General features: G+C 64.4%; 14 protein-coding genes. 5 read left to right on the top strand and 9 right to left on the bottom strand.

Translation table 11 applies throughout. The features are described from left to right. Positions 1-16: 16 nt before the first annotated feature. The gene (locus tag NLM25_RS13745) at positions 17-406 is read right to left on the bottom strand and encodes a hypothetical protein (RefSeq protein WP_375167884.1); all 390 of its coding nucleotides are present in this window, start codon (positions 404-406) and stop codon (positions 17-19) included. Positions 407-438: 32 nt separating this feature from the next. Then, complete coding sequence (locus tag NLM25_RS13740) at positions 439-702, bottom strand: GlsB/YeaQ/YmgE family stress response membrane protein (protein ID WP_254117317.1); 264 nt, start codon at positions 700-702, stop codon at positions 439-441. 147 nt (positions 703-849) lie between these two features. On the opposite strand from NLM25_RS13740, the gene NLM25_RS13735 reads away from it, so the two are divergent. Then, positions 850-1014, top strand: coding sequence for a hypothetical protein (locus NLM25_RS13735; protein WP_254137276.1), 165 nt, complete (start codon positions 850-852; stop codon positions 1012-1014). 11 nt (positions 1015-1025) lie between these two features. Further along, positions 1026-1853 (top strand): potassium channel family protein, encoded by an 828-nt coding sequence (locus NLM25_RS13730; RefSeq protein ID WP_254117315.1) that lies wholly within the window; start codon positions 1026-1028, stop codon positions 1851-1853. A 66-nt stretch (positions 1854-1919) separates the two neighbouring features. On the opposite strand, the gene NLM25_RS13725 is transcribed toward NLM25_RS13730, so the two are convergent. Next, positions 1920-2744, bottom strand: a complete 825-nt coding sequence (locus NLM25_RS13725) for an NAD(P)-dependent oxidoreductase (protein WP_254137275.1) — start codon at positions 2742-2744, stop codon at positions 1920-1922. Positions 2745-2833: 89 nt separating this feature from the next. Between NLM25_RS13725 and NLM25_RS13720 the strand changes: the two genes are divergently transcribed. Further along, positions 2834-3805, top strand: coding sequence for an SMP-30/gluconolactonase/LRE family protein (locus NLM25_RS13720; protein ID WP_254137274.1), 972 nt, complete (start codon positions 2834-2836; stop codon positions 3803-3805). A gap of 200 nt (positions 3806-4005) precedes the next feature. Here the strand turns inward: NLM25_RS13720 and NLM25_RS13715 are convergent, their stop codons facing one another. Beyond that, a complete protein-coding gene (locus NLM25_RS13715) occupies positions 4006-5436 on the bottom strand; it encodes an aldehyde dehydrogenase family protein (RefSeq protein ID WP_254117309.1) in 1431 nt (476 codons plus the stop codon). A gap of 211 nt (positions 5437-5647) precedes the next feature. Continuing rightward, entirely contained in the window at positions 5648-8011 is a 2364-nt protein-coding gene (locus NLM25_RS13710) for a transketolase (protein ID WP_254137273.1), read from the bottom strand. Positions 8012-8144: 133 nt separating this feature from the next. Here NLM25_RS13710 and NLM25_RS13705 point away from each other — a divergent pair, with 133 nt between their 5' ends. Then, positions 8145-8606 carry an Lrp/AsnC family transcriptional regulator gene (locus NLM25_RS13705; protein WP_148737445.1) on the top strand — a complete coding sequence of 154 codons (462 nt, stop codon included), beginning with the start codon at positions 8145-8147 and terminating at the stop codon, positions 8604-8606. A 77-nt stretch (positions 8607-8683) separates the two neighbouring features. Then, positions 8684-9604 carry a polyphosphate kinase 2 gene (ppk2, locus tag NLM25_RS13700; RefSeq protein WP_254137272.1) on the top strand — a complete coding sequence of 307 codons (921 nt, stop codon included), beginning with the start codon at positions 8684-8686 and terminating at the stop codon, positions 9602-9604. A gap of 107 nt (positions 9605-9711) precedes the next feature. Here ppk2 and NLM25_RS13695 read toward each other — a convergent pair whose 3' ends face one another. The 4 genes from NLM25_RS13695 to NLM25_RS13680 form a co-directional block, all read right to left on the bottom strand. Further along, on the bottom strand, positions 9712-10791 hold the full coding sequence (locus NLM25_RS13695) for a zinc-binding dehydrogenase (RefSeq protein WP_254137271.1): 1080 nt from the start codon (positions 10789-10791) through the stop codon (positions 9712-9714). 60 nt (positions 10792-10851) lie between these two features. Beyond that, positions 10852-11793 carry a DMT family transporter gene (locus NLM25_RS13690; RefSeq protein WP_254124225.1) on the bottom strand — a complete coding sequence of 314 codons (942 nt, stop codon included), beginning with the start codon at positions 11791-11793 and terminating at the stop codon, positions 10852-10854. Between the two features lie 186 nt (positions 11794-11979). Next, positions 11980-12819 (bottom strand): aldo/keto reductase, encoded by an 840-nt coding sequence (locus NLM25_RS13685; protein WP_254137270.1) that lies wholly within the window; start codon positions 12817-12819, stop codon positions 11980-11982. 46 nt (positions 12820-12865) lie between these two features. After that, the gene (locus NLM25_RS13680) at positions 12866-13768 is read right to left on the bottom strand and encodes an SMP-30/gluconolactonase/LRE family protein (protein ID WP_254141173.1); all 903 of its coding nucleotides are present in this window, start codon (positions 13766-13768) and stop codon (positions 12866-12868) included. Positions 13769-13967: the final 199 nt, after the last annotated feature.

Below are 13967 nucleotides of genomic sequence, written 5' to 3'. Positions count from 1 at the left end.
ATCCTACGACGGGCGTTTAGTATCGTCTCAGCAGGCCGCGGTCCACGCTGGTATCGCCATAGTCGGCGCAGGCCCCTTTCGGGTCCTTGATCAAGTCTGCCCGGACGCGCCTGAACGTTTTGCCCGCCGTCTCGGACACCTCGGGGCGGAATTTACCGGGATCGTAGCTCTCGCCATCGCGGGCCTTGATGGCCGCAGCATAGGCGTCGATCATGGCCATCGCCGCATCGGGGCTGCCGAGAAGCCGGGCGCCGAGTTGAACGCCGCCGGCACCGTCGACCTCGTAGCCGACGCATCGTTGCTCCAGCACCGCGGATGCGGTGACGAGCTGATCGAGGAACGTCGCTTCGGCATTGCTGAGTGCTGTAGCACGCGCTGGTCCTGATGCGATTCCCGACACGATCATCCCGAGCACCGCAACGACTGGGAGGGCGACTTTCAAGCGCGGCTCTGGCGTCCGACGACGAGCCCGTACACAAAGAGAAGGATGATCGCTCCTACCACGCTCCCGATGAACCCGGCCCCCTCCCCGAACCGATACCATCCCACGGCCTGACCAAGCCAGGTCGCAACGAACGCACCGACTATTCCGAGAACCGTCGTCAAAATGAACCCGCTTGGCTCGGATTTGTCGCCGGGCATGATGAACTTCGCGACCACTCCAACGATAAATCCGATGATGATCGTCCAAAGGATACCCATTTTCATCGCTCCATTCGGCCAATTCGTGCATCAGCGTCTGACGGAACGCGTGATCGTTTGAAGAGCCAGACCATCCCAGAGGCAACGTTGATCTAGATCAAGCAGCTGCCCGGCGCCGGCTGGCTGGATTACGATCCGACCAACAGCTTGAGTGCCGGCTTCGATCTCATTCCGGTGGCCATCGCGCGGCATCCGGGCCAGGCCGTGCCGCTGGCCGGCTCGTGGTTCGGCGATCCCGACGACTATCTCGGCATGTCGATCAATGTCGCCGTCAACAAGATCGGCGAGATGCTCGATCCTTCGGAGGGCTAGGCTGCCGGGAGATGGTTTATCGCAACAACACAAAGGGACATGGGCTGGCCGACGCCATCTCCGTGCCATTCGAGGTCCTGAAGGGCAGGATCCGGCAGCTTTATGAAGGCGACACTTTCGGCTGCATCAGATTCCGATACGCCTTGCTCGTGCTCGATATCGTCACGGTTCTGTTCATCATCGCGACCTCGTTCCTGCCGCGCAACAGGGCCATCGAGACGCTCGATGTCGTGTTCGGTGTCTTGATCCTTGCGGACTTCGCCGCACGAATGATCATCAGCCGTCAACCGCTGCACGAGCTCGCGCGGCTTTCGACCTGGACCGACATCGTCGTCATCATTTCGTTCCTTGCGCCGCTCGCCGGAGAAGCCGGCGGCTTCCTGCGCGCATTTCGAACATTGCGGCTGCTGCGCGACTATCAGATGGTGGCGCGGCTCCGGATCGACAGTCACTTCTTCCGGCGGAACGAGGAGGTCGTCTTTGCCGTCGCGAACCTCGGCGTATTCATTTTCGTGATGACGGGAATTGTCTACGAGACCCAGAGGTCACACAACCACCAGATCGCCAACTATGCCGACGCGCTCTACTTCACGGTCACCGCACTGACCACGACCGGCTTCGGCGACATCACCTTGCCAGGCACCGTCGGACGCCTGATCACCGTCGTCATCATGATCTTCGGCGTGACTCTTTTTCTGAATCTCGCCAAGGCATTGCTCGCGCCCTCCAAGGTCCGCTTCCCCTGCCCGGTCTGCGCTCTGCAGCGCCATGATGTCGACGCGGTGCATTGCAAGGCCTGCGGGACCGTACTGAACATTCCCGACGAAGGCCTCGACTAGGCTCCCGGCGCGAGTGCCGGCGGGCCCTCCTCACCCCGCACGCGGGGCGAGGAAGCGCATGGCGGCCTACCGCTTCTTCCAGTCGATGATCCGGCTCGGGTCGGCGTCGAACTCCATGCTGCAGAACGCGCCGCCCTGGAAGTAATCGCCGACCGGATCCGGCTTCAGCTTGGCCTGCTCGGCCATCGCGTGCTCGCGGAAATCCTCGGCGCGGCCGGTCGGGCGATAGCCGAATTCGTAGGCGCGGTGGTTGTCCCACCAGGCGCGCTCGTTCAGCGATGCGCCGTAGAACACCTCGAACTGGATGTCGGGATGTTCGAGCCCGATGCGGCAGAGCTGCACGAGGTCGTCGGGCTTGAGCCAGATCGAGAGCCGGCGCTGGTCGAGCGGCATGTCGCCGAAATTGCCGATGCGCAGGCAGGTCACCTTCAGCCCGTGCTTGTCGGCGTAAAGCGCGCCGACCGCCTCGCCGAACACCTTGCTGACGCCGTAGCGGCCGTCCGGGCGCGGGGTGACGTCGGTACCGATCTTGTGGTGGCGCGGATAGAAGCCGACGGCGTGGTTCGAGGAGGCGAACACCACGCGCTTGACGCCCTTGCGGTAGGCGGCTTCGAACAGATTGTAGCCGCCGATGATGTTGGCCTGGAGGATCTGGTCCCAGGTGCCTTCGACCGAATAACCGCCGAAATGGATGATGCCGTCGACACCCTCGCAGATTGCTTCGCACTGCGCGAGATCGGCGAGGTCCGCCGCCTTGAATTGCTCGTTCGCGGCGAGATCGGCCGGCGGCTTGATGTCGGAGAGCAGGAGATCAGGATAGATCGGCGGCAGCAGTTTTCGCAGGCTCGTGCCAATTCCGCCCGAAGCTCCCGTCATCAAAATACGCGGCATGTTGTCCCTCACCGTTGGTGTCCGATTTGCCGTCACGTGTCTCTAATGATAGCAGGATTGTCCAGAGGGAACGAAACGAGAGAACCGACATGAATGAGGCATCGTCCCAGGAGCGGCCAGGCTGGCGGCCGGCGACCTGTTACCCCGATCCGGCCATTCATGCGCTCGATCCCCGCTTCGAAAAATACTGGCTGAAGCTTTCGGCGGTGGAGCGGCTGGCGACCGGCCTGCGCTGGGCCGAGGGCCCAGTGTGGTTCGGCGACGGGCGCTATCTCTTGTGCAGCGACATCCCGAACCAGCGCATCATCAAATGGGAGGAGGAGACCGGCACGGTCAGCGTGTTCCGGAAACCCTCCAATTTCGCCAACGGCAACACGCGCGACCGCCAGGGCCGGCTCGTCACCTGCGAGCACGGCGGGCGCCGCGTGGTGCGCACCGAGTATGACGGCAGCATCACCGTGCTGATGGATTCCTTCGGCGGCAAGCGGCTGAATTCGCCGAACGACGTCGTGGTGAAGTCCGACGGCTCGATCTGGTTCACCGACCCGACGTTCGGCCTGCTCGGCAATTACGAGGGCTACAAGGCCGAGCCCGAGATCGAGCCGAACGTCTATCGGCTCGATCCCGTGACGCGCGAGGCGACCATCGTCGCCGAAGGCGTGCTAGGTCCGAACGGGCTGTGCTTCTCGCCCGACGAGAAGATCCTCTACGTCGTGGAATCGCGCGGGGTGCCGAACCGGAAAATCCTCGCCTATGACGTCTCGCCTGACGGCACCACGATCTCCAACAAGCGTGTCCATATCGATGCAGGTCCGGGCACGCCGGACGGCATGCGCTGCGACATCGACGGCAATCTCTGGTGCGGCTGGGGCATGGGCGATCCCGAGCTCGACGGCGTCGTCGTGTTCGCGCCTGACGGCGTCATGATCGGGCGTATCGCATTGCCCGAACGGTGCGCGAATGTCTGCTTCGGCGGCGTCAAGCGCAACCGCCTGTTCATGGCAGCGAGCCAGTCGATCTACGCGCTGTATGTGAATACGCAGGGCGCCTTGGGGGGATAGGCGCCGCCACGTTGACAACGCCGTAGGGTGGGCAAAGGAACGCAAGCGACGTGCCCACCATCGCGCCGTCGCGGGCGAAGACGTGGGCACGCTTCGCTTTGCCCACCCTACGGCATCTCACGTTGTCGAGACATTTGAACAAAAGCAAAAACGCCGGAGCGGTTCACGCTCCGGCGTTTTGTTTGTTCGCGTAAGAAGCCTTACGCCGCGTTGAAGCCGGCAACGGCCTTCACTTCGAGGAAGTCCTCGAGGCCATACTTGCCCCACTCGCGGCCGTTGCCCGACTGCTTGTAGCCGCCGAACGGCGCGGTGCGGTCGTTGGGCACGCCCTGGAGGTTGACGTTACCGGCGCGGATCTGCCGACCGACGCGCTTGGCGTCCTCGACCGAAGCGCCCGTGACGTAACCCGCGAGGCCATACGGTGTGTCGTTGGCGATCTGCACCGCATCGGCTTCGTCCTTGGCGCCGATGATGGTCAGCACCGGTCCGAAAATCTCTTCACGGGCGATCGTCATGTCGGGCGTGACGTCGGCGAAGATGGTCGGACGGACATAGAAGCCCTTGTTGACGCCCTCGGGCAGGCCCGGGCCGCCGGAGACGAGCGTTGCGCCCTCGTCGATACCCTTCTTGATCAGACCCTGGATCTTGTCCCACTGGCCACGGTTGACGACCGGGCCGATGGTGGTGCCTTCGGCGCGCGGATCGCCCGCCTTGGTCTTGTCGGCGACGGCCTTCGCGATCGCGGCGACTTCCTTCATCTTCGACAGCGGCACGATCATGCGCGAGGGCGCGTTGCAGGACTGGCCGGAGTTGTTGAACATGTGCATCACGCCGCCGGTCACCGCCTTCGTGAGGTCGGCGCCTTCGAGGATCACGTTCGGCGACTTGCCGCCGAGCTCCTGGCTGACGCGCTTCACGGTCGGCGCCGCGCGCTTGGCAACGTCGATGCCGGCGCGGGTCGAGCCGGTGAACGAGATCATGTCGATGTCGGGGTGCTCGCTCATGGCGGCGCCGACCTCGGGGCCGAGGCCGTTGACGAGGTTGAACACGCCCTTGGGCACGCCAGCTTCATGGAGGATTTGCGCGAAGATCAGCGCCGAGGTCGGGGTGAACTCCGACGGCTTCAGGATCATAGTGCAGCCGGCGGCCAGCGCGGGCGCGACCTTGCAGGCGATCTGGTTGAGCGGCCAGTTCCAGGGCGTGATCATGCCGACCACGCCGATCGGCTCGCGCAGCACCATGGCGGTGCCGACCGGTTCTTCGAAGTGGTAGTTCTTGAGCACGTCGAGCGTGGTCATGAGATGGCCGAGGCCGGCGCCGGCCTGGAGCTTCTCCGCCATCGGCAGCGGCGCGCCCATCTCGTCGGAGACGGCGGCGCCGATCTCCTTGAGGCGGCCCTTGTAGATCTCGATGACTTTCGTGAGCAGCGCGACGCGCTCCTCGCGGCTGGTCTGGGAGAAGGTTGCAAAGGCGCGCTTGGCAGCAGAGACGGCCTTGTCAACGTCAGCCTTGGAGCCCAGCGCAACCTCGTACATCGCCTCTTCCGTCGCGGGATTGACCACGGCGGTGGACTTCTTGACGGCGGGATCGACCCAGGCGCCGTCGATGTAGAATTGCATGCGATTGACCATCGTTAACCTCTTCTTGGGGGCTTGGTGGGGGCGTTTCGGCAGGCATCCTTGCACGAAAGCGCCGGCAATTGAACCCGCCATATGCGGGGCCAGCGTTGCGGCGGACGGAGGTTATATGAGCCGATGGCGGGAACGTGGCAAGGTCGCACAACATCGACATTCCGGGACGCGGCAAAGCCGCGAGCCCGGAATGACAGGGTAGTTACCCCGACTACACCGCCATCTTGCGATGGGCGATCGGCGCGCCCGCGGTGAGGCTTTCCGCCGCATCGATGATGGCGTTGGCGTCGAGGCCATAGTGGCGGTAGAGGTCGGCGATCGTGCCGGTCTGGCCGAACTGCTCGACGCCGAGCGCCTCGACGCGATGACCGCGGACACTGCCGAGCCAGCCGAGCGCCGACGGATGCCCGTCGATCACGGTCACGATGCCGCAGTCACGCGCCAGCGGCGCCAACAGCTTCTCGATGTGGCTGAGGTGCTGCACGCCGCGCCGGTCACGGCGCAACTTTCGCGCGGCGGTCCAGCCCGCATGGAGACGATCCGCGGAGGTGATCGCGAGCAGCCCGATGTCGCGCCGGCTTTCGCCGATGAAGCCGGTCGCCTCGATCGCTTCGGGCGCGACCGCGCCGGTATAGGCGATCACGAGCTCGGCATTCGGGCCCGGCTTGCGCAGCCAATAAGCGCCGTCGGTGACGCCCTGCGCAAGCTCGGGTGTCATGATCCGCTGCGCCTGCTCGATGCTGCGCGTCGAAAGCCGCAAATAGATCGATCCGCCCTCGCCCGGATCGCGCTGCATGTGCTCGAAGCCCCAAGCCATGATCACGGCGAGCTCGTCGACGAAAGCCGGCTCGAACGAGGCGAGCCCATCCTGCGCCATGCCGATCAGCGGCGTTGCGATCGACTGATGCGCGCCGCCTTCGGGCGCGAGCGTGATGCCCGATGGCGTTGCCGCCACCATGAAGCGCGCGTCCTGGTAACAGGCATAGTTCAGCGCATCGAGGCCGCGCTCGATGAAGGGATCGTAGAGCGTGCCGACCGGCAGCAGCCGCTCGCCGTTGATCTGGTGCGACAGGCCGAGCGCCGAGAGCATGATGAACAGGTTCATCTCGGCGATGCCGAGCTCGAGATGCTGTCCCTTGGGCGAGAAGTCCCAATTGAACGTGGACGGAATTTTCTCGCTGCGGAATAAGTCCGCCTTCTCGCCGCGCGCAAACAGCCCGCGCCGGTTCACCCACGGACCGAGATTGGTCGAGACGGTGACGTCGGGCGAGGTCGTGACGATGCGCCTCGCCAACTCGCTGTCGCTGCGCGCGATCTCGTTCAGCACGAGGCCAAAGCCCTGCTGGGTCGACATCTGCGCCGACGGCTTGAACGCGAGTTGCTGCGGCACCTCGATGACAGGCGCGGTTAGCCGGCGGCCGTCCTGGTTGAACGGCACGCGCGCGAGGAAGGCGTCGAGCTCGGCCGCGGATTGCGCGAGGCCCTCGTATCTGTCCCATTCGTGCCCAGGCCGGATGGCCTGGCTGTCGCGAAACTTCTCCATCTGCGCGACCGTCATCAGGCCGGCGTGATTGTCCTTGTGGCCCTGGAACGGCAGGCCGACGCCCTTGATCGTGTAGGCGATGAAGCAGACCGGGCGATCGTGGTCGATGGATTCGAACGCTTCCACCATGCTCGCCATGTCGTGGCCGCCGAGGTTCGACATCAGCGCCAGCAGCTCCTCGTCGCTGCGCTTGTCGATCAGCTTGGTGATCGGGCCCTGATCGCCGATCTCATCGTGTAGATGCTTGCGGAAGGCGCCGCCGCCCTGGAAGCACAGAGCCGCATAGAGCGCGTTCGGGCAATTGTCGATCCAGCGCTTCAGCGCCTCGCCGCCGGGCTCGGCAAAGGCCTCGCGCATCAGGCGGCCATATTTCACGATCACCACGTCCCAGCCGAAATTGCGGAACATGGTCTCGAACTTTTCCCAGAGCCCTTCGCGCACGACGGCGTCGAGCGACTGACGGTTATAGTCGACCACCCACCAGGTGTTGCGCAGGCCATGCTTCCAGCCTTCTGCAAGGGCTTCGAAAATATTGCCCTCGTCCATCTCGGCATCGCCGACGAGGGCAATCATCCGCCCCTCGCGGCGATCCTTCATCCAGCCGTGTGCCTTGACGTAGTCCTGCACCAGCGAGGAGAACAGCGTCTGCGCGACGCCAAGGCCGACCGAGCCGGTCGAGAAATCGACGTCGTCGACATCCTTGGTGCGCGAGGGATAGGACTGCGCGCCCTTGAAGCCGCGAAAATTCTCCAGCTTCTCGCGGCTCTGCCGGCCGAACAGATACTGGATGGCGTGGAACACCGGGCTCGCATGCGGCTTCACCGCGACGCGATCCTCCGGCCGCAGCACATGGAAGTACAGCGCCGACATGATGGTCGCGAGCGAGGCGGACGAGGCCTGGTGGCCGCCGACCTTGAGGCCATCCGTGTTCGGGCGGACGTGGTTGGCGTGGTGGATGGTCCATGACGACAGCCACAGCGCCTTGCGGGCCAGCGCGGTCAAGGTGTCGAGACGGGCGGAATCAACGGGCATGGCAATGCTCCCGGAAACAGGTACCCGATAATACGCCTGCGGACGGCGCCAAACTTCTCAATTTTTCGCGCCATACCCTCGAATATTGGGATATTTTACCAGGATGACCCGGCAGAATACAGGTTCCATCCCAATGCCCGAGCTCGACGCCATCGACCGAAAAATCCTCGCTTTGCTCCAGAACGACAGCCGGCTGACCATGCAGGAACTGGCCGACAAGGTCGGGCTCTCGGTCTCGCCCTGCCACCGCCGGGTCAAGCTGCTGGAGGAGCGCGGGGTCATCTCGCGCTATATCGCGACCGTCGACCAGAAGGCGCTGGGGCTGCATGTCAGCGTCTTCATCTCGATCAAGCTGGCCCGGCAGAAGGAGGAGGACCTCAACCGTTTCGCGCGCGCGATCTCGAAATGGGACGAGGTGCTGGAGTGCTATCTGATGACCGGCAACCGCGACTATCTGCTGCGCGTGGTGGCCGCCGACCTCGCCTCCTACGAGACCTTCCTGAAGACCAAGCTGACCCGGCTCGACGGCATCGCCTCGATCGAGTCGAGCTTTGCGCTGAGCCAGGTCAAATACTCGATCGCGCTGCCGGTGTGACGGCGATGGTGTCACATGGATGAAACAAACGCCGGGGATGGTCATTTGACGATTGTCCCGTAGCGAGAGCCGTAGCCATGACCGACGCCAGCCGCACCTCCGAAACCGCCAAGCGCGAGCGCATCCTTCAGGAGATGGCCGACGACCTCGACGAAGAGCTTGAAATGGAGCTCGACGACGCCCGTCTCGACGAGCTGCTGGATGAGACCGATGCGCCGGGACCGACGGTCGATCGCAAGCTCTATTTCCGGGAATTGCTGCGGCTCCAGGGCGAGCTGGTCAAGCTCCAGGACTGGGTGCAGAGCGAGAAGAAGAAGGTCGTGGTGCTGTTCGAGGGCCGCGACTCCGCCGGCAAGGGCGGCGTCATCAAGCGCATCACCCAGCGGCTCAATCCCCGCATCTGCCGCGTCGCGGCGCTCCCCGCCCCGAGCGAGCGCGAGCGCACGCAATGGTATTTCCAGCGCTACGTGTCGCACCTGCCGGCAGGCGGCGAGATCGTGCTGTTCGACCGCAGCTGGTACAACCGCGCCGGCGTCGAGCGCGTGATGGGCTTCTGCTCCGAGGAGGAGTACCAGGAGTTCTTCAAGTCGGTGCCGGAGTTCGAGCGAATGCTGATCCGCTCCGGCATCATCCTGATCAAATACTGGTTCTCGATCACCGACGACGAGCAGCAGTTCCGCTTCACCATGCGCATCAAGGACCCCTTGAAGCAGTGGAAGCTGAGCCCGATGGACGTCGAGGCCCGCAGCCGCTGGGAGGCGTACACCAAGGCCAAGGAGACGATGCTGGAGCACACCCACCTGCCCGACTCGCCCTGGTGGATCGTCGATGCCGTGGACAAGAAGCGCGCCCGCCTCAACTGCATCTCGCATCTGCTCAGCCAGATGCCGTACCAGGAGGTCGCGCGCGTGCCGGTGGTGCTGCCGCCGCGCGTGCGAAATCCCGACTATCACCGCGGACCGATTCCGGCGGAGATGCACGTGCCGTCGAAATATTGAGGGAGGTCTCGTAGGGTGGGCAAAGGCGCGTAGCGCCGTGCCCACCATGCCTCCGCGTTCGTGGTGAGAATGGTGGGCACGCTACGCTTTGCCACCCTACGAGACCGTCATCTCCACGGCTGCACGATGATCTTCGTATGCGCCTCGGGATTGGCGAGGTCGGCAAACGCTTTGGCGACGCCATCGATGCCGACCTCGGCGGTGACCATCGCGGCGGCATCGACCTGCCCTTCCGCGATCAGCCGCAGCGAGGCCGCGAACTCATCCGGCGTGTAACCCAGCACGTACTGGACGTTGAGCTCCTTCATGATGCCGAGCATGGGCTCGCTCCGGTCGGTCTCCATGCAGACGCCGACCACGACGATGCGGGCATCGCGCGGCGCACCCTCGAACACCTGCTGCAACAGGCCGGGCACGCCGACGCATTCGAAGATGATCGCGGGCTTGAGCGCCGGCAGCATGGCCTGGAGCGGCGGCCGCGCCGCCTTCTCGGCGTCCGACATCTGCGCGTGCTCGGCCCAGGTCGCATAGGGCTGCGACACCCGGGGATCGACCACGATGTCGGCACCGAGTTTTGCCGCGAGCGCACGACGCGTCGGCGAATAGTCGGCGGCGACGATCGGATGCAGCCCCTTGATCCTGAGCGCGGCGATCACCGCGAGCCCGACCGGTCCGCAGCCGATCACGAGCGGCACCTCGCCGCCGCTAATGTTGGCCTTCGCCACGGCGTGGACGCCGACGGCGAGCGGCTCGGTCAGCGCGGCATGCTCCGGCGCAAGCCCGTTGGGCACTTCGAGCAGCAGCGGCTCGCTGAGCAGCATCGCCTCGGCATAGCCGCCGATATTGTCGTTGGAATAGCCGATACCCTCGATGCCCTGCGGCGTCACCAGGGCCGGCAGCGAGCAGACGCGCGTGCCCGGCTTGAGCTTGCGCGCAGTGCCCGGGCCGTAATCGACGATCTCGCAGCAAAACTCATGGCCGAACACGACGTCGCGGGTGAGGTCCATCGGCTTGCGCCCGGTCTTCTTCGCCATCTCCACCATGCGGTGGGCGTGCTGGCGCGCGTGAAGATCGGAGCCGCAGATGCCGCAGGCGAGCGTCTTGACCAGCACCTGGCCGTTGCCGGGCGTCGGCTCGGCCATGCGGTCGACGACAATCTCACCGTTCCTGAAAATCGCAGCGCGCATCCGGCTCCTCCCGTGTTGTTGGAGCCGTTGATAGCACGAAGCGGGACGCGCGGACTTGCGTCAGGGGTTCGGGGAACGCTCTTCCAGCACCAGGAGCTGGGCGCGGCGGATGCGCTCGCGATGGGCGATGTAGAGGCCGCTGGCAACGATGAAGGCCGCGCCGGTGACGGTCCAGATATCTGGCACTTCGCCGAACAGGAAAAAGCCCAGAATGCTGACCCACAGCAATTGCGTGTAGGAGAACGGCGCCAGCACCGAGGCATCGCCATAGCGATAGGCCAGCACGATGATCCACTGGCCGACGGTGGAGGCAACGCCGATCACGATGCCGAGCCCGATCGCGGTCCAGCTCGGCGTCACCCAGACGAACGGCACCATCAGGCTGAGGATCGCAACGCCCGTGAGCGCGGAATACGCCATGGTGGTGAGGACGGCTTCACGTCCGCTCATCATGCGCGTCAGGATCAGCGCAGCGGCCCAGCAGAAGGCCGAGACGATCGGAAAGAACGCGGCAGCATGAAACGCGCTTGAGCCCGGCCGCAGGATGATCATCACGCCCGTCAGGCCAATCGCGGTAGCGATCCATCGGCGCATGCCGACCTTCTCGCTCAGGAAGATGATCGAGAGCGCGGTGACGAACAGCGGCGAGACGAAGCCGGTAGCGGAGGCTTCCGCGATCGGGAGGAAGCGCAGGCCGGTGATGAAGAACAGCGACGAGCCGAGCAGCGCTGCGCCGCGCATCAGCTGCAGGCCGAGGCGATCGGTGCGCATCGCATGCAGCGGCGAGCCGGGCAGCATCACCGGCGTGAACATCAGCGCGAACGTGACGAAGCGAATCCAGGTGATCTCGATCGACGGCAGGCTGGTCGACAGATACTTTGCGGTGACGTCGGAGCAGCCGAGGAAGATCGTCGACAGTAGCACCAGCGCGATGCCCTTGAAGGGATGATCGACGCGCGCAGGCGCACGGCGAGCCTCCTGCTTCTTCTCCGGCACGGGCATGGGAATACTGTCGAGCCTTGCGGCTACGGCGGGCGGCGGTGTCACGGCTGGAACCTGGGAAATACGATTCGGGAACGAGCGTAAAAAACGACAAAAGCGCCGCTTTCACAACTTCCGAAAACAGGATGCCGATATGCGCTCAGGTCCTCGCGCGTCAATACTCCATTAATAATAGGCCTTTGTGCACTACAGCATGGGCAGACTGCGCGGCTTCGGACCGCGCGGAAACGCCGCATCGAGCGCCGAAATCTCCTCTTTCGTCAGCACGAGACCGCCCGCGGCCGCATTCTCGCCGGCATGTTCCGCGGACGACGCCTTCGGAATCGCGAACACCGTAGTCGCACGGGTGAGAAAGCTCAGCGCGACCTGACGCGGTGTCGCACGACGCGCCTCCGCGATGCGCGCGAGCACGGCACCACCCTTGCTGCGCGCATCCGGAAAATCATCGTGCCCGAACGGCGAATACGCGACTACCGCAACGCCGTGCTTCTCGCACCACGGGATCACCGCATGCTCGATCGCGCGCTCCTTCAGATGATAGAGCACCTGATTGCAGGCGATGCGGCCTTCACCGGAGACCGCGAGGATTTCGTCGAGATCGTCGGCGTCGAAGTTGGAAACGCCCCAGGATTTGATCTTGCCGGCCTTCACCAGCTCCTCGAACGCGGCAACGGTGTCCTCGAGCGGATAGGACCCGCGCCAGTGCAGCAGATAGCAATCGAGACGATGGGTCTTCAGCCGCTTCAGCGAGCGTTCGCAGGCCGTGATGGTGCCGCCCCGCGAGGCGTTGCTCGGCAGCACTTTCGAGACGAGGAACACCTCGTCGCGGCGGCCTGCGATTGCATCGGCGATGACGAGCTCCGCATCGCCATACATCTCGGCGGTGTCGATGTGGGTCATGCCGAGCTCGAGCCCGCGCTGAAGCGCCGCGATCGCGCGCTTGCGGTCGCCATGGTCGAGATACCAGGTGCCCTGACCGATGACGGAAACGCTGGTGCTCGTCTTGCCGAAGGGTTTCGTGTTCATGGTCGTCTCCGCTCTCGCTCTTTCGCCCAGGCAACCACCATCGAGCTCAAGAGTTCAATCCGCTGACGTCGGCGACCAGCACGCTGCCGGTCGCGGACTCCGTGATATAGAGCCGATCTTTGCTTGCGCCGCCGATCGCAACATTGGTGCAATTCGGCCCTGCGCACGATTTGACCCGCGCGACCAATTCGCCGTTCGGTGCGAATACGAAGACGTGGCCGAGCGAGGCGTGGCCGACGAACAGGCGGCCGGCCGCATCCATCGTCATGCCGTCGGGGCCGCTGGTGCCGAACAGCGAGCAGAAGCGGCCGACCTTCGACACGCTGCCGTCCTTCATGAACGGCAGCCGCCACACCGCGTTGTCGCGCGTCATCGCGACGAACAGCACGGTTTCACCGGGATCGAGCACCAGGCCGTTCGGGCTGATGCCGGTGTCAACAAGGCAATCGAGCCGGCCGCTCGGCGTCAGGCGATAAACACGCCCGCTGGGATCGTGCAGGCCGGTCTGGCCCTGATCGGTGAAGAAGATGTCGCCGTTGGAGGCAAGATGCAGGTCGTTGCAGCCACGGAAGGATTCCGAATTGCGCGCGGTCAGGATCGGCTTGATGCGTCCTGCCCCGGCGTCGAGCTCCATGATGCCGTGCATGTAGTCGGCGACGAGGATGCGGCCGTCGGCGGCGATCTTCAATCCGTTCGGCCAGCCCTCATATTCGATCACCAGCGACCACTCGCCATCCGGCGCGATGCGGAAGATGCGGCCGAAGGGAATGTCGACGATGTAGAGATGGCCGTCCTTGTCGAACGACGGCCCTTCGATGAAGCTATCGGTCGGCACACCCGGCCGGTTGGCATCGGCCCAATCGGTCCGCACGCCCTTGCGGCGGAACTTGTCGGGCATGGCGGAGAAGACCGTGGTCTCGATCAGGCGCGGCGGCGTTTCCAGGTACATCATTTTTGTTATGGGTGTTGATGGGGGGAGCGCGGCAGCATAGGGCACAATCGCGGGAACGTCGATTGGTGCGGAGGGCATGGCGCCCCACCCTCAATGTCATTCCCCGCGAAAGCGGGGAATCCAGTACGCCGCGGCCTCACCGCCTAATCACAGGTGTCTCGGCGTACTGGATCGCCCGGTCAAGCCGGGCGATGAC

Origin of the sequence: Bradyrhizobium sp. CCGB01, assembly GCF_024199795.1 — a bacterium.
GTDB lineage: Bacteria > Pseudomonadota > Alphaproteobacteria > Rhizobiales > Xanthobacteraceae > Bradyrhizobium.
The sequence above is the reverse complement of the archived record's forward strand: the minus strand, read 5'-3'. Positions and strand labels throughout refer to the sequence as shown.